The following is a 17,955-nucleotide window of genomic DNA, read 5'->3' as shown; positions in this document are numbered from 1 at the left end:
CACTTTTAAATTAACGATTTAAAAGAAATCGCTGAGGATACGTTGACATTCATTTGTGAGCATGATAGTCTATTTAAGGTGCTTTTTTAGCAACGGAGTGTCTGTCGTTGGGCAGATGCGTCAACGAAGGCACAAAAATTGTATAGATACATTTAGGACTTTTTTTATTCACAAAAAAGAACCGCCTGGATGTGTGGACTTAAATTAAGGAAGGGGAAAAAATAATGCCAACCATTAACCAATTGGTACGTAAAGGCCGTAAGAGCCACAAGGGCAAGTCAAAGTCACCAGCTCTTGGTTATGTTTACAACACTTTCAAGAAAGAAGAAATTAAGACTCCATCACCACAAAAACGTGGAGTTGCTACTCGTGTGGGTACTATGACTCCTAAGAAGCCTAACTCAGCTTTACGGAAGTATGCCCGTGTACGTCTTTCAAACTTAATCGAAGTTACTGCTTACATTCCTGGTATTGGACACAACCTCCAAGAACACTCAGTTGTTTTAATTCGTGGTGGTCGTGTTAAGGATTTACCTGGGGTTCGTTACCACATCATCCGTGGTACTCTAGATACTGCTGGTGTTGAAGGCCGTATGCAATCACGTTCTAAGTACGGTGCTAAGAAGCCTAAGAATAAGAAGTAATTTTAAGGAGGAGTTAAGTAATGCCACGTAAAGGACATGTACAAAAGCGTGAAATTTTACCAGATCCAATGTACAACTCAAAGTTGGTTACTAGCTTAATTGATCACTTAATGATTGATGGTAAGCGTGGAACTGCTACTAAGATTTTATACGCTGCTTTTGATGAAATTAAGAACGAAACTGGTAATGATCCAGTTGAAGTATTCCAACAAGCAATGGAAAATGTTATGCCTGTCTTGGAAGTTAAGGCTCGTCGTGTTGGTGGTTCTAACTACCAAGTTCCGATTGAAGTTCGTCCAGACCGTCGTACTACATTAGGTCTTCGTTGGATTGTTCAATACGCACGTTTGCGCGGTGAACATACAATGGTTGAACGTCTTGCACGTGAAATCATCGATGCTTCAAACAATACTGGAGCTTCAGTTAAAAAGCGTGAAGATACGCACCGTATGGCAGAAGCCAACCGTGCATTCGCACACTACCGCTGGTAATAATCACTGTCATTTGATTCTGGTTATTTAACTAGTTTCAGTGAAGGGGTGACGTTCAAACATCGATTACGTCACCCCTTTTTGAAAATAATGGTAAAATAAGGATAACCATATTTCGGAAGGAGATACTCTTTTAAGATGGCTAATAAACGTGAATACCCACTTGCTAAGACTCGTAACATCGGTATCATGGCACATATTGATGCCGGTAAGACGACTGCAACTGAGCGGATTCTATATTATACTGGTAAGATTCACAAAATTGGTGAAACCCATGATGGTGCTTCACAAATGGACTGGATGGATGAAGAAAAGGAACGTGGTATTACTATCACGTCAGCAGCTACTACTGCTGTTTGGAAAGATAACCGGATCAACATCATTGATACTCCAGGACACGTGGACTTTACTGTCGAAGTTGAACGTGCATTACGTGTTCTTGATGGTGCTGTAACAGTTCTTGATGCTCAAGCTGGTGTTGAACCACAAACAGAAACTGTTTGGCGTCAAGCTGACCAATTTAACGTTCCACGGATCGTTTTTGCGAACAAGATGGATAAGATTGGTGCTAACTTTGATTACTCAGTTCAAACTATTAAAGACCGTTTGAATGTTACTCCTCTTCCTATTCAAATGCCAATTGGTGCTGAAGATGACTTTATCGGTTTAGTTGACCTTGTTAAGATGGTTGCCTATGTTTATGACGAAGATAAGCTCGGTACTAACTGGGATACTGTTGAGATTCCTGATGATATGAAGGAAGAAGCTCAAAAGCGTCATGACGAAATGGTTGAAACATTAGCTGATATTGACGATAACTTAATGGAAAAGTACCTTGAAGGTGAAGAAATTTCTGTTGATGAAATCAAAGCAGCTATTCGTAAAGGTACTTTGGAAGAACAAATTTTCCCTGTATTAGCTGGTTCAGCTTACAAGGATAAAGGTATTCAAATGATGCTTGATGCTGTTATTGATTATCTTCCATCACCAATTGATGTTAAGCCATTCGTTGCTCATGATGCTGATGGAAATGAAATTGAATTAACAGCTGGTGATGATAAGCCATTTGCTGCCTTAGCATTTAAGATTGCTACTGACCCATTCGTTGGTCGTTTGACATTCTTACGTGTTTACACTGGTTCACTTCAATCAGGTTCATACGTTCTTAATGCTACTAAGGACAAGCGTGAACGTATCGGTCGTTTGCTTCAAATGCACTCTAACCAACAACAAGAAATTCCAGAAGTATTCTCTGGTGATATTGCTGCTGCTATTGGTTTGAAGAACACTACTACTGGTGATTCATTAACTGATCCTGACCATCCACTTCAACTTGAATCAATGGACTTCCCAGAACCTGTTATCCAAGTTTCTGTAGAACCTAAGTCTAAGGCGGACCAAGATAAGATGGACAAGGGCCTTCAAAAGCTTGCTGAAGAAGATCCAACATTCAAGGCTGAAACTAATCCTGAAACTGGTGAAACTTTAATTGCCGGTATGGGTGAGCTTCACTTGGACATTATTGTTGAACGTCTTCGTCGGGAATTCCACGCTGAAGTTACTGTTGGTAAGCCACAAGTTTCATACCGTGAAGCATTTACTAAGACTGCAAGTGCTCAAGGTAAGTTTGTTCGTCAATCTGGTGGTAAAGGTCAATACGGTGATGTATGGATCGAATTTACACCACTTAAAGAAGGGGAAGGATTCGAATTTGAAGATGCCATCGTTGGTGGTGTTGTTCCTCGTGAATTTATCCCTGCTGTTGAACAAGGTTTGAAAGAAGCTATGCAAAATGGTGTTCTTGCAGGTTACCCACTTGTTGACATGCATGCTAAGCTTTATGATGGTAGTTACCACGAAGTTGACTCTAGTGAAGCTGCCTTTAAGGTTGCTGCATCATTAGCACTTAAGAATGCTGCTAAGAAAGCAGATCCTGTTATCCTTGAACCAATTATGAAGGTTGACATTGTTGTACCACAAGACAACATGGGTGATGTTATGGGGCAAGTAACAGCTCGTCGTGGTACCATTGATGGTATGGAAGAACGTGGTAATGCTCAATTAATCCACTCATTTGTTCCACTTTCTGAAATGTTTGGATACGCTACTGCATTGCGTTCAGCAACACAAGGTCGTGGTACCTTCACTATGACTTTCGATCACTACTCAGCTGTTCCTAAGTCTGTTCAAGAAGATATTATTAAGAAAAACGGTGGCAATAACTAATTATTGACATTATGATCTCAAATCCATCAAAGAGCTACAGTTTGATTACTGTAGTTCTTTTTTGGGTTCTACAATATCTGGTGTTGATATAGAAATATTACATTCTATACCAATATCAGATTTTTTGTTTTTAAACTAAAAAAGAGGCTCGCCCTCTGATACAATGAAATCGCCAAATCACATAGAAAAGAAGGTAACCTCCATGGATAATGATACAAGAACTCTCCTTAATTTAACAGACCCTCACTTAAATTTTCCTCATCATTGGCTTAAATATAAAGTAATTAAAAATGTTCGTGTGGCGCAAATATCCTGTACCCTTTCTTATACGCCGCGAGCTTGTCCAAACTGCGGAGTTATTAATCGCGGTCAAATCTTAAAATATGGGTTTTATCAAGCTAAACACAAATATGGTCAATTTAGGACTCAGCCATTGGTGTTACTCGTTAAGACCCAACGGTTTCAATGTCCTGACTGTCATACAACATTTAATGCGACTAGTTATCTCTTTGAAAAGCAACGGACAATTAGTCGTGATTTAAGGCGTGAAGTTATTCTTCGATTAACTCGAATTCAAACAATTAAAGATATTGCCCATGATTTATTTATCAGTGAGGCTTCAGTTCAGCGGATCCTTTTGGACCTCGCCGATCAATATAAACCGAATTTAAACTATCTACCGGAAACGCTATGTATTGATGAATTTAAGTCAATGCGGAGTGCTAAAGGTAAGATGAGTTTCATCGCCGTTGATGGTGATCGAAGTTGCTTATTTGAGCCTCTTGAAGACCGTCGATTACGTAGCTTATTTAAACATTATCAACAGTTTACTCGTCAAGCTCGTTGCCGGGTGAAATATCTGGTGATGGATATGAACGCTGCTTATGATCAACTAGTTAAGACTGTTTTTCCTTGTGCGCAAATCATCTATGATCGTTTCCATATCGCTAAACATCTTAATGACACGATGAATCATGTGCGAATTCATGTCTTCAACCGTTTACGCAAAGGTGATTCAGCGGAGCAGAAACAAGCGCGGCGTCTTAAACACTATTGGCGCTTATTCCTCCAAGATTGGGAAAATTTAAGTACAAAATTGTATTACGAAGGACGCTATTTTAGCAGCGTTGTTAATTCTGTTATGATCTTGGATTTAATGTTAGCGTATGACCAAGAGTTAGGCGCTACCTATAATTTTATTCAATCCTTGAAGCGTGCCTACAATCAACGTTGATTTTACAACTTTCTTTCAATTACTTAAACTTCGGCCAGACAGTGTCAGCCATTATACAATCCACCGTTGTCAGGTTTTAGCGCTATAAAGAGGGAATCAAGCGTGGCTTTGAGACGAAGTTCTCAAATGGTCGAACCGAAGGGATTAATAATCGAATTAAAACTATCAAACGAGTTGCCTGTGGTTATCGCTACTTTACGGCATTTAAAACTCGGATTTATTTAATTATTGGCCACCAAATTCAAACTAACTAAAAAGAACCGCCACGAATGACGATTCTAACTAGACCAATTTAATTGGCAGAGATTTATATTTGCGTATCAACACTACTTGACGTAGAACCCTTTTTTGTTTGGTAATAAAAATTCAAAAAGCATTTTAATGAGTTTCGGCAAAACGAATAAATTACTTTTTAATACATCAGAAAAATTAATGGTATTTTAGTATCACTAATTTTTAACTAACTTAGGAAGAAAATTTTACAAAAATATTTCAATTGAAAATATTCTAAAATTTCCCTTGATCTAATTACGTTTCTTTAGTATTATGGATAGGTGCTTGAGCTTTGGAGGTAGATTTGCCTTACCCCCTATTAAGTGAAAGCTGCGAAGCGTTGATGCGGAAGGTTGCGACACACCCGGCCGCTTTGCCACAGGATGTGGCGGTAATTTCCGCGGAGCTAGTCAAATTTCAAATCTGACGAAGGAGGGAACATAATGGCAAAACAAAAGATTCGTATTCGGTTAAAGGCTTATGAACACCGTATTTTAGATCAATCTGCTGATAAGATTGTTGAAACCGCTAAGCGGACAGGTGCTCAAATTTCAGGTCCTATTCCGTTACCAACTGAACGGACTATCTACACTGTTATCCGTTCACCACACAAATTTAAGAAGTCACGGGAGCAATTCGAAATGCGCACACACAAGCGTTTAATCGATATTGTTGACCCAACACCTAAGACCGTTGATTCATTAATGAAGCTCGATCTTCCTAGTGGTGTTGATATTGAAATTAAGCTTTAATTGTTAGAATAAGAATAATACATAAAACATAAAATTGGAGGTGTACTCATGACCAAAGGAATCTTAGGTAAAAAGGTTGGAATGACTCAAGTATTCACTGACAATGGTGAATTAGTTCCAGTTACTGTTATCGATGTTACACCAAACGTTGTAATGCAAATTAAGACCGTTGAAAACGATGGTTACAGTGCTGTACAACTTGGTTTTGATGACAAGCGGGAAGTTTTGAGCAACAAACCTGAACAAGGTCATGCAGCAAAAGCAAACACGACCCCTAAGCGCTTCATCGGTGAAATCCGCGACGCTGAATTAGGGGACATTAAAGTCGGAGACGAAGTTAAGGCTGACGTTTTCGCAGAAGGTGAAACTGTCGACGTTACGGGTACTACCAAGGGTCATGGTTACCAAGGTAACATCCATAAAGATAACCAATCTCGTGGACCTATGGCACACGGTTCTCGTTACCACCGTCGTCCTGGTTCATTGGGTGCCATTATCAACCGGGTTTTCAAGGGTATGAAGCTTCCTGGTCGTATGGGTGGCAAGACTGTTACCATGCAACACTTACAAGTTGTTAAGGTTGATCTTGACAACAATGTATTACTCATCAAGGGTAATGTTCCTGGTGCAAACAAGTCTTACGTAACTATTAAGAACTCAGTTAAGGCTAATACTAAGAAGAGTCTTAGCAAACAACACAATAAATAAGAAGAAAGGAGGAAGTAAATAATGACTAGCGTTAATTTGTATAAACAAGATGGTAGCCAAAACGGTACTGTTGAATTAAACGATGCAGTATTTGGGGTTGAACCAAATGAAAATGTTGTATTTGATGCAATTTTGCGTCAACGTGCTTCATTACGTCAAGGTACACATGCTGTAAAGAATCGTTCTGCAGTTAGCGGTGGTGGTAAGAAGCCATGGCGTCAAAAGGGTACTGGTCGTGCTCGTCAAGGTTCTATCCGTTCTCCACAATTCCGTGGTGGTGGTATTGTTTTTGGACCTACTCCACGTTCATATAAGTACAGCCTTCCTCGTAAGGTTCGTCAACTTGCAATCAAGTCTGCCCTTTCCCAAAAGGTTCTTGATAACAGCTTTGTAGTAGTTGATGCATTAAATTTTGATGCACCAAAGACAAAGGAATTCGCTGATGTTATGGGTAACTTAAACGTTGCTGAAAAGACATTAGTTGTTGTTACTGATGACGACAAGAATGCTGCTTTATCAGCACGTAACTTAGCTAATGCTACAGTTGTTACTCCAGCAGGTGTTAACATCTTGAACGTTGTTGATAACCAAAAGATTGTTATCACTAAGTCAGCTCTTTCTCAAGTAGAGGAGGTGCTCGCATAATGGAAGCACGTGACATTATTTTACGTCCAGTAGTTACTGAAGCTTCAATGGCTGGCATGGACAACAAGCGTTACACTTTTGATGTTGATTTACGAGCAACTAAGACACAAGTTAAAAATGCTGTTGAAGAAATTTTTGGCGTTAAAGTTGTAAAAGTTAACATTATGAATGTAAAAGGTAAGTTAAAGCGCCAAGGTCGTTACGAAGGATACACTAAGCGTCGTCGTAAGGCTATTGTTACTTTATCTGCCGACTCAAATGAAATTAAGTTGTTTAACGACAACAACGAAAACTAATCATTAAAAAAAGGAGGAAAAAACAGTGGGAATTCGTAAATATAAAGCAACCACTAACGGTCGCCGTAATATGAACGGTTATGACTTCGCTGAAATCACGAAGACAACACCTGAAAAGTCATTATTGGCTCCGTTAAAGCACACTGCTGGTCGTAACAGCTATGGTCACATTACTGTTCGTCACCGTGGTGGTGGTACAAAGCGTCAATACCGTATTATTGACTTTAAGCGAATTAAAGATGATGTTCCAGCAACTGTTAAGGCAATTGAATACGATCCAAATCGTACTGCAAATATTGCTTTACTTGTTTACGCTGATGGTACTAAATCATACATCATCGCACCTAAGGGCTTGAAGGTTGGCATGACCGTTCAATCTGGTCCTGATGCTGATATCAAGGTTGGTAATGCTCTTCCTTTAAAGAACATTCCAGTTGGTACTGTTATTCACAATATTGAATTAAAACCAGGTAAAGGTGGTCAACTTGCTCGTTCGGCTGGTGCCTCAGCTCAATTACTTGGTAAGGAAGAAAAATACGTATTAGTACGTCTTTCTTCTGGTGAAGTTCGTATGGTCCTTGCTACTTGTCGTGCTACTATCGGTACTGTTGGTAATGATGAACACGCCTTGATTATTAAAGGTAAGGCTGGTCGTACTCGTTATGCTGGTCAACGTCCACACGTTCGTGGTTCTGTTATGAACCCTAACGATCACCCACATGGTGGTGGTGAAGGTAAGCAACCAGTTGGTTTACCATCTCCTCTTTCTCCATGGGGTAAGAAGACTGTTGGTAAGAAGACCCGTTCACACAAAGCTCGTTCAAACAAGTTCATTGTTCGTGGTCGGAAGCGCGGTCCACATACTCGTTAATATTTATATACGTTCTAATACCCGAGAGGAGGTACACTAAATGGGTCGTAGTTTGAAAAAAGGACCTTTCGCTGATGCTTCATTACTGAAGAAGGTTAAGGAGCAAGAAGGTTCTGAAAAGAAGACTGTCATCAAGACATGGTCACGTCGTTCTACCATTTTCCCAAGTTTTATTGGTTACACATTTGCAGTATATGATGGTCGGAAGCACGTGCCAGTTTACGTACAAGAAGACATGGTTGGTCACAAGTTAGGTGAATTTGTTCCTACTCGGACTTTCCATGGTCATGCTTCTGATGACAAGAAGACAGGTAAGTAAGGAGGGTGAAATAACATATGGCTGAAAACATTACGTCAGCTAAGGCTACTGCCAAGATGGTACGGGTTTCTGCTCGTAAGGTTCGTCTTGTATTAGATGCCATTCGTGGCAAGAGTGTTGCCGAAGCATTTGCTATTTTGAAGTTCACCCCTCGTGGTGCCGCTTCAGATGTTGAAAAAGTATTAAAATCTGCTGTTGCAAACGCTGAAAACAATTTCGACTTAGATCGCGCTTCATTGGTTGTAAGTGAAGCCTTTGCTAACGAAGGACCAACTCTTAAACGGTTCCGTCCTCGCGCTAAGGGTTCTGCTTCTCCAATTAACAAGCGGACTAGTCATATTACAGTGGTTGTTACAGAACGATAGGAGGAATGAATAGTGGGTCAAAAGATCAATCCTAATGGTTTTCGTGTTGGGGTCATTCGTGATTGGACTGCAAAGTGGTACGCTGACAAGGACTTTGCTGATTACCTTAACGAAGACCTTCGAATCCGTAAGTATATTGAAAAGCGACTTGCTGATGCCTCTGTATCAACCGTTGAAATTGAACGTGCAGCTAACCGCGTAAACGTATCAATTCATACTGCCAAGCCAGGAATGGTTATTGGTAAAGGTGGTTCAGAAGTTGAAGCACTTCGTAAAGAACTTAACAAATTAACTGGTAAACGTGTTCACATTAACATTGTGGAAATTAAGAAGCCAGATTTAGATGCTCACCTTGTTGGTGAGAGTATTGCACGGCAATTAGAAGCTCGTATTGCTTTCCGTCGTGCTATGCGTGGAGCTATGCAACGTGCTATGCGTGCTGGAGCTAAGGGTATTAAGACTCAAGTTGCTGGTCGTTTGAACGGTGCAGATATGTCACGGATCGAATCATACTCGGATGGTACTGTTCCATTGCATACACTCCGTGCTGATATCGATTATTCTTGGGACGAAGCTAACACTACATACGGTGTTCTTGGTGTAAAGACTTGGATTTACCGTGGTGAAGTACTTCCTACTAAGAAGAACTCAAACAATGATGAACAAGGAGGGAAGTAACACATGTTAGTACCAAAACGTGTAAAGCACCGTAAGGTTCAACGTGGTCATATGCGCGGTGAAGCTAAGGGTGGTAAAACTGTTACTTTTGGTGAATTTGGTTTACAAGCTCTTGATTCACATTGGATTAGCAACCGTCAAATTGAAGCTGCTCGTATCGCTATGACGCGTTATATGAAGCGTGGTGGGAAAGTTTGGATTAAAATCTTCCCACAACTCTCATACACTAGTAAGGGTGTTGGGGTCCGGATGGGTAACGGTAAAGGTGCTCCTGAAGGATGGGTTGCTCCAGTAAAACGTGGCAAGGTAATGTTTGAAGTAGGGGGCGTTTCTGAAGAAGTCGCTCGTGAAGCTTTACGTCTTGCCGGTCACAAGTTGCCAGTTCGCACTAAGATCGTACAACGTGAGGAAGTAGGTGGACAATCTAATGAAAAGTAAAGATTATGTACAAGAACTGAATGGATTAACCACTGATAAGCTACTTGACCGTGAAAAGGAACTGAAGGAACAATTGTTTAACTTACGTTTCCAATTAGCAACCGGCCAGTTGGAAAATACTGCAAGTCTTAAGCAAGTACGCAAAGATATTGCACGGGTTAAGACAGTTCTTCGTCAACAAGAATTAAACAAATAAGAATACGAAAAGGAGGATTAGCGCATGAGTGAAGAACGTAATGCACGTAAGGTTTACCAAGGCCACGTTGTTTCTGATAAAATGGATAAGACTATCACTGTTGTAATTGATACTTACAAGAGTGCACCTATCTATGGTAAGCGTGTTAAGTACTCAAAGAAGTACTATGCTCACGATGAAAACAACGAAGCTAAGACCGGCGACACTGTACAAATTATGGAAACTCGGCCATTATCAGCTAAGAAGCGTTTCCGTCTTGTAAAGATTGTCGAAAAAGCTGCTACCCTTTAATTTAGCAGATAACTCTAAAAATTATTCGTATTCTAATTCTTATTTGTAAATGGAAGGAGGACATTAACCGTGATTCAACAAGAAAGTCGGTTGAAGGTCGCTGATAACTCCGGTGCTCGTGAAATCTTAGTTATTAAGATTTTAGGTGGTTCCCGAGTTAAAACAGGTAATATTGGTGACATCATTGTTGCTACTGTAAAGCAGGCAACACCAGGTGGCGTTGTCAAAAAGGGTGACGTTGTTAAGGCCGTTGTTGTACGGACTAAACATGGTATTCACCGTAAGGATGGTTCATACATTAAGTTTGATGAAAATGCCGCTGTTTTAATTAACAACGACAAGAGCCCTAAGGGTACCCGTATTTTTGGCCCAATCGCTCGTGAGCTTCGTGGAGACGACTTCATGAAGATCGTTTCATTAGCTCCAGAAGTTCTCTAAAGATTTTACCGAAAATAAGGAGGTGCACAATCAACATGTTCATTAAAACAGGTGATAAGGTTCGCGTAATCGCTGGTAAGGATAAGGGCAAAGAAGGTACTATTAAAAAGGTACTTGCTTCTCAAAACCGCGTTATCGTTGAAGGTGTAAATATCGTTAAGAAACACCAAAAACCAAGCAACTCAAATCCTAATGGTGGCGTTATTGATACAGAAGCTGCAATTAATGCTTCAAACGTAATGCTGATTGATCCTTCAACAAATGAACCAACTCGTGTAGGTTATAAGTTCGTTGATGGTAAGAAGGTTCGTGTTGCGAAGAAGTCAGGTAAGACACTTGACTAATTTTTAAGGAAGGGAGGAATAACTTCTAATGGAAAACCGTTTGAAAGCTAAATACGAAAATGAAATTCGTCCAGCATTGATTGAAAAGTTTAACTACTCTTCAGTTATGCAAGCACCAAAGATTGACAAAATCGTTTTAAACATGGGTGTTGGTGATGCAACTACTAACTCCAAGAATCTTGACGAAGCTGTTGAAGAACTCGGCTTGATTTCTGGTCAAAAACCTTTAATTACTAAGGCAAAGAAATCAATCGCTGGTTTCCGTCTTCGTGAAGGTATGTCAATTGGTGCTAAGGTAACCTTACGTGGTGAACGTATGTATGATTTCTTAGATAAATTAGTTAATGTGGCATTGCCACGGGTTCGTGATTTTCATGGTGTAAGTAACAAGGCATTTGATGGTCGTGGTAACTACACTCTTGGTATCCATGAACAATTAATTTTCCCAGAAATTGATTATGATAAAGTTAACCGAGTTCGTGGTTTAGATGTTGTTATTGTAACAACTGCACAAACTGACGAAGAATCCCGTGAATTACTTGCTCAACTCGGTATGCCGTTTGCTAAATAAAGGAGGTTCCACAAATTGGCTAAAAAATCAATGATTGCTAAGTGCAACCGTCCAGCTAAGTTCTCAAGTCGTGAATACACGCGTTGTGCACGTTGTGGACGTCCGCACTCTGTTTACCGTAAATTCCACCTATGCCGGATTTGCTTACGAGAACTTGCCCACAAAGGACAAATTCCTGGTTTGAAGAAGGCTAGCTGGTAAACAAAAAAACCGACAAAAGGAGGAAAACATCGATGTCTATGAGTGATCCAATTGCAGATTTCTTAACTCGTATTCGTAATGCTAACATGGCTCAACACGAATCAGTAGAAGCACCTGCATCAAAGATGAAGAAGGACATCGCTGAAATCTTAAAAAACGAAGGTTTCATTCGCGATGTTGAATACGTTGATGATAACAAGCAAGGCATCATCCGTGTGTTCTTAAAGTACGGTAATGACGGTCAACGTGTTATTTCTGGCTTAAAGCGTATTTCTAAGCCTGGTTTACGTACATACGTTAAGTCAGATGCTGTGCCTAAGGTTCTTAACGGATTAGGTATTGCTATCATTTCAACATCTGAAGGTGTTGTTACTGATAAAGTTGCTCGTGCCAAGAAAATTGGTGGCGAAGTTATCGCTTACGTTTGGTAAAAAACGAATATTAGATAGGAGGTGCAAAGATGAGTCGTATTGGTTACAAAGAAATTGATTTGCCAAGTGGTGTTGAAATTTCTCAAGATGGTAATGTAGTTACTGTTAAAGGTCCTAAGGGTACGTTATCTCGTGAAATTTCACCATTAATCAAAATGACTATTGATGGTAACGTTGTAAAGTTTGATCGTGATGCTGACACTAATAAGTTAAAGATGTTACACGGAACTACTCGTGCTAATGTTAACAACATGGTTGAAGGTGTTGTTGATGGTTACAAGAAAGTTCTTAAGCTTGTTGGTGTTGGTTACCGTGCTCAACTCAAAGGTAACAAGTTGATTTTAACTGTTGGTTACTCAAACCCAGTTGAAATGGATAAGCCAGAAGATGTTGAAATTAATGTACCTGACAATACTACTATCGAATTAAGCTCAATTAACAAGGAACACCTTGGAAATTTTGCTGCTGAAGTTCGTGCTGTACGTTCACCTGAACCATACAAAGGTAAGGGTATTCGTTACGAAAACGAACACATTATCCGTAAGGAAGGTAAGACTGGTAAGTAATCTGAAAAGATTATTTAACATTCTTTTATTTAATAGAATTAATATAATAAGAGGTGACTGTTGTGATTTCTAAACCAGACAAGAACAAGATCCGTCAACGTCGTCATTTACGAGTTCGCGGTAAGATTTCTGGTACTGCGGAGCGCCCACGCTTAAGTGTTTACCGTTCAAACAAAAACATTTACGCTCAATTAATTGATGACGTAAAGGGTGTGACGCTCGCAAGTGCCTCCACAAATGATAGTGAAGTAAGTGGAAAGACTAAGACTGAACAAGCTAGTGGTGTAGGAGCATTAATTGCTAAACGCGCTAACGAAAAGAACATTACTGAAGTTGTGTTTGATCGTGGCGGATACCTTTACCATGGACGTGTTCAAGCTTTGGCTGAAGCTGCTCGCGAAAACGGACTTAAATTCTAAAAAAAGGAGGAATAACCTGCAATGGCATCATCAGAATTCATTGATCCAGCAAAGTTGGATTTAGACGATCAAGTTGTAGCCATCAACCGGATTACTAAGGTTGTAAAGGGTGGACGTCGTATGCGTTTCGCTGCTTTAGTAATTGTTGGTGACCGTAAAGGTCATGTTGGCTTTGGTACTGGTAAGGCTCAAGAAGTTCCAGAAGCTATTCGTAAAGCTCAAGCAGCTGCTGAAAAGAACTTGATTACTGTTCCTATCGTTGGAACTACTATTCCACACGAAGTTATTGGTGTATACGGCGGTGGAAAGATCATGTTAAAGCCAGCTGTTGAAGGTTCTGGAGTTGCTGCCGGTGGTGCGGTTCGTAATGTTATGGACCTTGCCGGTGTTGCGGACGTTACTTCTAAACGTCTTGGCTCTAACACACCTGTTAACGTTGTTCGTGCAACGTTTGAAGGTTTGAAGCAATTAAAGAACGCTGAAGAAGTTGCAAAGTTACGTGGTGTTTCAGTAGACCACTTAGCAGAATAAGGAGGGCACTAAATTATGGCTCAAGTAAAAGTTACCTTAATTCACAGTGTTGCCCACCGACAACCTACTCAACGTCGTACTGTTAAGGCATTGGGATTAGGTAAGATCAATAGCTCAGTTATCTTACCAGATAATGCGGCAACACGCGGTCAAATTTTTAAGATCGCTCACTTGGTTTCTGTTGAAGAAGTTAAGTAATTAAAATTAAATAATAAGGAGGTGCCTACTAATGAAGTTAAACGAATTGAAGCCAGCTACTGGTTCTCGTTCTAAGCGTCTTCGTAAGGGTCGTGGACTTTCATCAGGACACGGTTTTACATCTGGACGTGGTACTAAGGGGCAAAAGGCTCATGGAAAGACCCGTTTAGGATTTGAAGGGGGTCAAATGCCACTTTACCGGCAAATTCCAAAGCGTGGATTTACCAACATTAACCGGAAAGAATACGCGATTGTTAACTTGGCATCATTAAACAAGTTTGATGATGGTACAGAAGTTACTCCACAATTATTGATGGAAAGTGGCTTAGTTAAGAACTTGAAGAGCGGCATCAAGGTTCTTGGTAGCGGTAAGCTTGAAAAGAAATTAACTGTTAAGGCTAATAAGTTTTCTGCTTCTGCAGTTTCTGCAATTGAAGCTGCCGGTGGTAAAACTGAGGTGATGTAGTTTGTTCACAGCCGTCAAAAATGCATTCAAGGTAAAAGATATCCGTAAAAAGATTTTCTTTACATTGTTTGTATTGATTGTCTATCGGATTGGGGCAGCGATTACCGTTCCTGGAGTTAACGCTGCTGCTTTGCAGGAAATCTCCTCAACCGGTTTAGCATCAATCCTCAATACCTTTAGTGGTGGTGGATTGGAGAATTACTCTTTATTTGCAATGGGAGTGTCTCCATATATTACTGCGCAAATTGTTGTTCAACTATTACAAATGGATATTGTTCCGCGTTTTGTTGAATGGAGTAAACAAGGAGAAGTAGGACGGCGAAAACTTAATCAAGCAACCCGATGGTTAACGATTGTACTTGGATTTATTCAATCAATCGGTATTACCGCCGGGTTTAATGCATTGAGTACTATTCGTTTGGTTAATCACCCTGGTGTTCAAACGTATTTAACAATCGGTTTAATTTTAACTGCAGGTACAATGTTTGCTACTTGGATGGGAGACATGATTACTGAACGTGGCTTGGGTAATGGTGTTTCCATGTTAATTTTTGCTGGTATTGTTGCGCAAATGCCAGGTGGAATTCGTCAGTTATGGGATGACCAAATTGCTGGTGAATCTGGTTCTGCTTTGTGGATGGGAATTGGATTTGTTACTCTTGTTATTGTTGCAATTTTAATTATTGTAGCGTTTGTCACATGGGTCCAACAGGCGGAAAGACGTCTACCAATTCAATACACAAGACGGACCACTACTTCACCATCCAGTAGTTATCTTCCCTTGAAGATTAACGTATCAGGTGTTATTCCTGTTATTTTTGCTGGTTCTTTTATCTCAACCCCGCAAACTATTCTTATGGCTTTCCAGCAAAACCATGGTGGGGATAGTTGGTATCAAATCATGACGACCATTTTTAACATGCAATCTGGTCCTGGGATCGCACTGTATGTATTTTTGATTGTTGTATTTACCTTTTTCTATGCCTTTGTTCAGGTTAACCCAGAAAAACTTGCTGAGAATTTACAAAAGCAAGGAAGTTATATTTCTGGAGTACGTCCTGGAAAGGGTACACAAGACTATATTTCTTCATTGTTAATGCGATTGAGTACAGTAGGTTCATTATTCTTAGGATTAATCTCCTTAATTCCGTTAATTGCAAGTAACGTATGGAACCTAAGTCAGTCAATTGGTTTAGGTGGTACAAGCTTACTGATTATCGTACAAATTGCTTTAGATGTTGTTCGACAGTTAAACGGACTAACAATGAAGCGCGAATATATTGGATTTATTCGAGAACCTAAAGGAGGAAATGACTAATGAGTATGAATCTTGTATTAATGGGTCTTCCAGGTGCCGGTAAAGGTACTCAAGCTCAAAAGATCGTTGAAAATTTTCCAATTCCTCATATCTCAACTGGAGATATTTTTCGGGCAGCCATGAAGAATGAAACTCCCATGGGAATTGAAGCTAAGAAATATATTGATAAAGGTGAACTTGTTCCGGACGAAGTTACTAACGGTATCGTTAAGGAACGGTTAGCTCAAGATGATACTAAAGATGGCTTTATGCTGGATGGATTTCCTCGTAATCTTAACCAAGCAGCAGCTTTGGATGAGATGTTAGCAGAGAGTAATCGGCATCTTGATGCTGTGATCAATATTCACGTTGAACCGGATGTATTGGTAGAACGTTTAAGTGGACGTTTTATTTGTCGTAACTGTGGAGCAACATATCACAAACTTTATAATGCTCCTAAAGTTGAAGGCACATGTGACGTTTGTGGTCATCATGAATTTTATCAGCGTGATGATGATAAGCCTGAAACGGTTAAGAATCGTCTAGATGTTAATATTAAGTTGAACACACCACTGGTAGACTATTACCAAAAGAAAGGTGTTTTGCACGAAATTAATGGTGAACAAGATATCGATAAAGTTTATGAAGATATCAAGAAAGTATTAACAAACCTAAACTAGATAATAGTTATCTCTTGCGAAGTTTGTAAACATATGCTAAACTATGCAAGGTTTATCTATCTGAGTAGTGGGAAGTTTTATACTTTCCACCATTTTTACGTAATATCTAGAATAGGTAAGGAGGTACTATTTCGTGGCAAAAGCCGATGTAATTGAAGTAGAAGGTAAAGTAACTGAAACTTTGCCTAACGCAATGTTTAAAGTTGAATTGGAAAATGGAGCAGAAATTTTAGCACATGTTTCTGGCAAAATTCGGATGCACTACATTAAAATTTTACCAGGAGACCGTGTTAAAGTAGAAATGTCTCCATATGACCTTACAAAGGGTCGGATTACTTTCCGGTTCAAGTAGTTATTGATCATTTACTCTCAATAGGAGGATTTTAGAATGAAAGTAAGACCATCTGTTAAAAAGATGTGTGAGCACTGCAAGATCGTTAAGCGTAATGGTCGTGTTATGGTTATTTGCTCTGCTAACCCAAAGCATAAGCAACGTCAAGGTAAGTAATTTATTTTATAGAGAAATGGAGGTGTAGCTCATGGCTCGTATTGCAGGTGTCGATTTACCTCGTGACAAGCGAATCGTAATCGGCTTAACATATATTTTTGGTATTGGTGATTCTACTGCTAAGAAGATTCTTGAAAATGCTGGTGTATCAGAAGATATCCGTGTTCGTGATTTGACTCCAGATCAAGAAGAAAAAATTCGTGCACAAGTAGATCAAATTCAAGTTGAAGGTGATTTACGGCGTGAAGTTTCAATGAACATCAAGCGTCTTCAAGAAATTGGATCATACCGTGGTATGCGTCACCGTCGTGGCCTACCTGTTCGTGGTCAACATACTAAGAACAATGCTCGTACTCGTAAGGGTAAAGCTGTAGCTATCGCTAATAAGAAGAAGTAATTTAACTTTATAAAAAAGGAGGTTAGTACTAGATATGGCAACCAAAAAAGGTACGCGTAAGCGTCGTGCAAAAAAGAATGTTGAAACTGGTGTTGCACACATTCACTCAACATTTAATAACACTTTGATCATGATTACTGACGTTCAAGGTAACGCTGTAGCATGGTCCTCAGCTGGTGTTTTAGGCTTTAAGGGAAGTCGGAAGTCCACTCCATTTGCTGCTCAAATGGCTTCAGAAGCTGCTGCTAAGCAAGCTATGGAACATGGTATGAAGACTGTTGAAGTTGAAGTTAAGGGTCCAGGTTCAGGTCGTGAAGCTGCTATCCGTGCACTTCAAGCAACCGGATTGGAAGTTACTGCTATTCGTGATGTAACACCTGTTCCTCACAATGGTTCTCGTCCTCCAAAGCGTCGTCGTGTTTAATTGACATTGCTGGAGACAATTATTTCCATCAATTGCCTTTTTGTCTCAAATACGAAC

General features: G+C 39.9%; 30 protein-coding genes and 1 pseudogene. All 31 read left to right on the top strand.

Annotation, left to right across the window (positions count from 1 at the left end; all coding sequences use genetic code 11):
- Positions 1-224: 224 nt before the first annotated feature.
- The 31 genes and pseudogenes from rpsL to rpsK all read left to right on the top strand — a co-directional run bounded on the left by rpsL (position 225) and on the right by rpsK (position 17,898).
- A complete protein-coding gene (rpsL, locus tag LREU_RS07800) occupies positions 225-644 on the top strand; it encodes a 30S ribosomal protein S12 (RefSeq protein ID WP_003668789.1) in 420 nt (139 codons plus the stop codon).
- Positions 645-664: 20 nt separating this feature from the next.
- Complete coding sequence (rpsG, locus tag LREU_RS07795; RefSeq protein WP_003668788.1) at positions 665-1,135, top strand: 30S ribosomal protein S7; 471 nt, start codon at positions 665-667, stop codon at positions 1,133-1,135.
- Between the two features lie 138 nt (positions 1,136-1,273).
- Positions 1,274-3,361: an elongation factor G gene (fusA, locus tag LREU_RS07790; protein ID WP_003664573.1), complete on the top strand. Its 2,088-nt coding sequence runs from the start codon at positions 1,274-1,276 to the stop codon at positions 3,359-3,361.
- 202 nt (positions 3,362-3,563) lie between these two features.
- Positions 3,564-4,849 (top strand): annotated as a pseudogene (locus LREU_RS07785) (ISL3 family transposase).
- Between the two features lie 462 nt (positions 4,850-5,311).
- Positions 5,312-5,620, top strand: a complete 309-nt coding sequence (gene rpsJ, locus LREU_RS07780; protein WP_003664569.1) for a 30S ribosomal protein S10 — start codon at positions 5,312-5,314, stop codon at positions 5,618-5,620.
- Positions 5,621-5,668: 48 nt separating this feature from the next.
- Positions 5,669-6,328, top strand: coding sequence for a 50S ribosomal protein L3 (gene rplC / locus LREU_RS07775; protein WP_003664567.1), 660 nt, complete (start codon positions 5,669-5,671; stop codon positions 6,326-6,328).
- 21 nt (positions 6,329-6,349) lie between these two features.
- On the top strand, positions 6,350-6,973 hold the full coding sequence (gene rplD, locus LREU_RS07770; protein WP_003664566.1) for a 50S ribosomal protein L4: 624 nt from the start codon (positions 6,350-6,352) through the stop codon (positions 6,971-6,973).
- Positions 6,973-7,269 (top strand): 50S ribosomal protein L23, encoded by a 297-nt coding sequence (gene rplW / locus LREU_RS07765; protein ID WP_003664564.1) that lies wholly within the window; start codon positions 6,973-6,975, stop codon positions 7,267-7,269. The genes rplD and rplW overlap by 1 nt, the downstream gene beginning before the upstream one ends.
- 25 nt (positions 7,270-7,294) lie before the next feature.
- Positions 7,295-8,140 carry a 50S ribosomal protein L2 gene (rplB, locus tag LREU_RS07760; RefSeq protein ID WP_003664563.1) on the top strand — a complete coding sequence of 282 codons (846 nt, stop codon included), beginning with the start codon at positions 7,295-7,297 and terminating at the stop codon, positions 8,138-8,140.
- A gap of 40 nt (positions 8,141-8,180) precedes the next feature.
- Positions 8,181-8,459, top strand: a complete 279-nt coding sequence (gene rpsS, locus LREU_RS07755; RefSeq protein ID WP_003664560.1) for a 30S ribosomal protein S19 — start codon at positions 8,181-8,183, stop codon at positions 8,457-8,459.
- Between the two features lie 17 nt (positions 8,460-8,476).
- Positions 8,477-8,824: a 50S ribosomal protein L22 gene (rplV, locus tag LREU_RS07750; protein WP_003664558.1), complete on the top strand. Its 348-nt coding sequence runs from the start codon at positions 8,477-8,479 to the stop codon at positions 8,822-8,824.
- 12 nt (positions 8,825-8,836) lie between these two features.
- Positions 8,837-9,502, top strand: coding sequence for a 30S ribosomal protein S3 (gene rpsC / locus LREU_RS07745; RefSeq protein WP_003664556.1), 666 nt, complete (start codon positions 8,837-8,839; stop codon positions 9,500-9,502).
- Positions 9,503-9,505: 3 nt separating this feature from the next.
- Positions 9,506-9,940: a 50S ribosomal protein L16 gene (gene rplP / locus LREU_RS07740; protein WP_003664555.1), complete on the top strand. Its 435-nt coding sequence runs from the start codon at positions 9,506-9,508 to the stop codon at positions 9,938-9,940.
- On the top strand, positions 9,930-10,136 hold the full coding sequence (rpmC, locus tag LREU_RS07735; protein WP_003664552.1) for a 50S ribosomal protein L29: 207 nt from the start codon (positions 9,930-9,932) through the stop codon (positions 10,134-10,136). The genes rplP and rpmC overlap by 11 nt, the downstream gene beginning before the upstream one ends.
- Before the next feature lie 24 nt (positions 10,137-10,160).
- A complete protein-coding gene (gene rpsQ, locus LREU_RS07730) occupies positions 10,161-10,427 on the top strand; it encodes a 30S ribosomal protein S17 (RefSeq protein ID WP_003664551.1) in 267 nt (88 codons plus the stop codon).
- A 69-nt stretch (positions 10,428-10,496) separates the two neighbouring features.
- Positions 10,497-10,865: a 50S ribosomal protein L14 gene (gene rplN / locus LREU_RS07725; RefSeq protein ID WP_003664550.1), complete on the top strand. Its 369-nt coding sequence runs from the start codon at positions 10,497-10,499 to the stop codon at positions 10,863-10,865.
- A 35-nt stretch (positions 10,866-10,900) separates the two neighbouring features.
- A complete protein-coding gene (gene rplX, locus LREU_RS07720) occupies positions 10,901-11,209 on the top strand; it encodes a 50S ribosomal protein L24 (RefSeq protein ID WP_003664549.1) in 309 nt (102 codons plus the stop codon).
- A 28-nt stretch (positions 11,210-11,237) separates the two neighbouring features.
- A complete protein-coding gene (gene rplE, locus LREU_RS07715) occupies positions 11,238-11,780 on the top strand; it encodes a 50S ribosomal protein L5 (RefSeq protein WP_003668784.1) in 543 nt (180 codons plus the stop codon).
- 15 nt (positions 11,781-11,795) lie between these two features.
- Positions 11,796-11,981: a type Z 30S ribosomal protein S14 gene (locus LREU_RS07710; protein ID WP_003664547.1), complete on the top strand. Its 186-nt coding sequence runs from the start codon at positions 11,796-11,798 to the stop codon at positions 11,979-11,981.
- 32 nt (positions 11,982-12,013) lie between these two features.
- On the top strand, positions 12,014-12,412 hold the full coding sequence (rpsH, locus tag LREU_RS07705) for a 30S ribosomal protein S8 (protein WP_003664546.1): 399 nt from the start codon (positions 12,014-12,016) through the stop codon (positions 12,410-12,412).
- Positions 12,413-12,441: 29 nt separating this feature from the next.
- Entirely contained in the window at positions 12,442-12,978 is a 537-nt protein-coding gene (gene rplF / locus LREU_RS07700) for a 50S ribosomal protein L6 (RefSeq protein ID WP_003664544.1), read from the top strand.
- 62 nt (positions 12,979-13,040) lie between these two features.
- Positions 13,041-13,397 (top strand): 50S ribosomal protein L18, encoded by a 357-nt coding sequence (gene rplR, locus LREU_RS07695; RefSeq protein WP_003664543.1) that lies wholly within the window; start codon positions 13,041-13,043, stop codon positions 13,395-13,397.
- 21 nt (positions 13,398-13,418) lie between these two features.
- Positions 13,419-13,928 (top strand): 30S ribosomal protein S5, encoded by a 510-nt coding sequence (rpsE, locus tag LREU_RS07690; RefSeq protein ID WP_003664542.1) that lies wholly within the window; start codon positions 13,419-13,421, stop codon positions 13,926-13,928.
- Between the two features lie 15 nt (positions 13,929-13,943).
- Positions 13,944-14,126, top strand: a complete 183-nt coding sequence (gene rpmD / locus LREU_RS07685; RefSeq protein ID WP_003664541.1) for a 50S ribosomal protein L30 — start codon at positions 13,944-13,946, stop codon at positions 14,124-14,126.
- 31 nt (positions 14,127-14,157) lie between these two features.
- Positions 14,158-14,592 (top strand): 50S ribosomal protein L15, encoded by a 435-nt coding sequence (gene rplO, locus LREU_RS07680; RefSeq protein WP_003668782.1) that lies wholly within the window; start codon positions 14,158-14,160, stop codon positions 14,590-14,592.
- A 1-nt stretch (position 14,593) separates the two neighbouring features.
- Positions 14,594-15,910 (top strand): preprotein translocase subunit SecY, encoded by a 1,317-nt coding sequence (secY, locus tag LREU_RS07675; protein ID WP_003664539.1) that lies wholly within the window; start codon positions 14,594-14,596, stop codon positions 15,908-15,910.
- A 5-nt stretch (positions 15,911-15,915) separates the two neighbouring features.
- Complete coding sequence (locus LREU_RS07670) at positions 15,916-16,569, top strand: adenylate kinase (protein WP_012390607.1); 654 nt, start codon at positions 15,916-15,918, stop codon at positions 16,567-16,569.
- A 133-nt stretch (positions 16,570-16,702) separates the two neighbouring features.
- A complete protein-coding gene (gene infA, locus LREU_RS07665) occupies positions 16,703-16,921 on the top strand; it encodes a translation initiation factor IF-1 (RefSeq protein ID WP_003664537.1) in 219 nt (72 codons plus the stop codon).
- 36 nt (positions 16,922-16,957) lie between these two features.
- Complete coding sequence (gene rpmJ / locus LREU_RS07660; protein WP_003664535.1) at positions 16,958-17,077, top strand: 50S ribosomal protein L36; 120 nt, start codon at positions 16,958-16,960, stop codon at positions 17,075-17,077.
- A gap of 31 nt (positions 17,078-17,108) precedes the next feature.
- Positions 17,109-17,474 (top strand): 30S ribosomal protein S13, encoded by a 366-nt coding sequence (gene rpsM, locus LREU_RS07655; RefSeq protein WP_003668778.1) that lies wholly within the window; start codon positions 17,109-17,111, stop codon positions 17,472-17,474.
- Between the two features lie 34 nt (positions 17,475-17,508).
- Entirely contained in the window at positions 17,509-17,898 is a 390-nt protein-coding gene (gene rpsK, locus LREU_RS07650; protein WP_003664532.1) for a 30S ribosomal protein S11, read from the top strand.
- Positions 17,899-17,955 lie beyond the last annotated feature (57 nt).

This window comes from Limosilactobacillus reuteri subsp. reuteri (genome assembly GCF_000016825.1).
Taxonomy (GTDB): Bacteria; Bacillota; Bacilli; order Lactobacillales; family Lactobacillaceae; genus Limosilactobacillus; species Limosilactobacillus reuteri.
This window is presented reverse-complemented; position numbering and strand designations above follow the sequence as displayed.

Bases quoted from the DNA above. Each gene is read 5' to 3' on its own strand.
- rpsQ (WP_003664551.1), top strand. From the start codon at position 10,161: ATGAGTGAAGAACGTAATGCACGTAAGGTTTACCAAGGCCACGTTGTT.
- rpsS (WP_003664560.1), top strand. From the start codon at position 8,181: ATGGGTCGTAGTTTGAAAAAAGGACCTTTCGCTGATGCTTCATTACTG.
- rpsM (WP_003668778.1), top strand. From the start codon at position 17,109: ATGGCTCGTATTGCAGGTGTCGATTTACCTCGTGACAAGCGAATCGTA.
- rplX (WP_003664549.1), top strand. From the start codon at position 10,901: ATGTTCATTAAAACAGGTGATAAGGTTCGCGTAATCGCTGGTAAGGAT.
- rpmJ (WP_003664535.1), top strand. From the start codon at position 16,958: ATGAAAGTAAGACCATCTGTTAAAAAGATGTGTGAGCACTGCAAGATC.
- rpsL (WP_003668789.1), top strand. From the start codon at position 225: ATGCCAACCATTAACCAATTGGTACGTAAAGGCCGTAAGAGCCACAAG.
- rpsJ (WP_003664569.1), top strand. From the start codon at position 5,312: ATGGCAAAACAAAAGATTCGTATTCGGTTAAAGGCTTATGAACACCGT.
- rpmD (WP_003664541.1), top strand. From the start codon at position 13,944: ATGGCTCAAGTAAAAGTTACCTTAATTCACAGTGTTGCCCACCGACAA.
- rpsG (WP_003668788.1), top strand. From the start codon at position 665: ATGCCACGTAAAGGACATGTACAAAAGCGTGAAATTTTACCAGATCCA.
- rpsH (WP_003664546.1), top strand. From the start codon at position 12,014: ATGTCTATGAGTGATCCAATTGCAGATTTCTTAACTCGTATTCGTAAT.
- LREU_RS07670 (WP_012390607.1), top strand. From the start codon at position 15,916: ATGAATCTTGTATTAATGGGTCTTCCAGGTGCCGGTAAAGGTACTCAA.
- rpsE (WP_003664542.1), top strand. From the start codon at position 13,419: ATGGCATCATCAGAATTCATTGATCCAGCAAAGTTGGATTTAGACGAT.
- rplW (WP_003664564.1), top strand. From the start codon at position 6,973: ATGGAAGCACGTGACATTATTTTACGTCCAGTAGTTACTGAAGCTTCA.
- rplO (WP_003668782.1), top strand. From the start codon at position 14,158: ATGAAGTTAAACGAATTGAAGCCAGCTACTGGTTCTCGTTCTAAGCGT.
- rpmC (WP_003664552.1), top strand. From the start codon at position 9,930: ATGAAAAGTAAAGATTATGTACAAGAACTGAATGGATTAACCACTGAT.
- rpsK (WP_003664532.1), top strand. From the start codon at position 17,509: ATGGCAACCAAAAAAGGTACGCGTAAGCGTCGTGCAAAAAAGAATGTT.
- rplF (WP_003664544.1), top strand. From the start codon at position 12,442: ATGAGTCGTATTGGTTACAAAGAAATTGATTTGCCAAGTGGTGTTGAA.
- rplE (WP_003668784.1), top strand. From the start codon at position 11,238: ATGGAAAACCGTTTGAAAGCTAAATACGAAAATGAAATTCGTCCAGCA.
- fusA (WP_003664573.1), top strand. From the start codon at position 1,274: ATGGCTAATAAACGTGAATACCCACTTGCTAAGACTCGTAACATCGGT.
- rplV (WP_003664558.1), top strand. From the start codon at position 8,477: ATGGCTGAAAACATTACGTCAGCTAAGGCTACTGCCAAGATGGTACGG.
- rplD (WP_003664566.1), top strand. From the start codon at position 6,350: ATGACTAGCGTTAATTTGTATAAACAAGATGGTAGCCAAAACGGTACT.
- rplP (WP_003664555.1), top strand. From the start codon at position 9,506: ATGTTAGTACCAAAACGTGTAAAGCACCGTAAGGTTCAACGTGGTCAT.
- rplC (WP_003664567.1), top strand. From the start codon at position 5,669: ATGACCAAAGGAATCTTAGGTAAAAAGGTTGGAATGACTCAAGTATTC.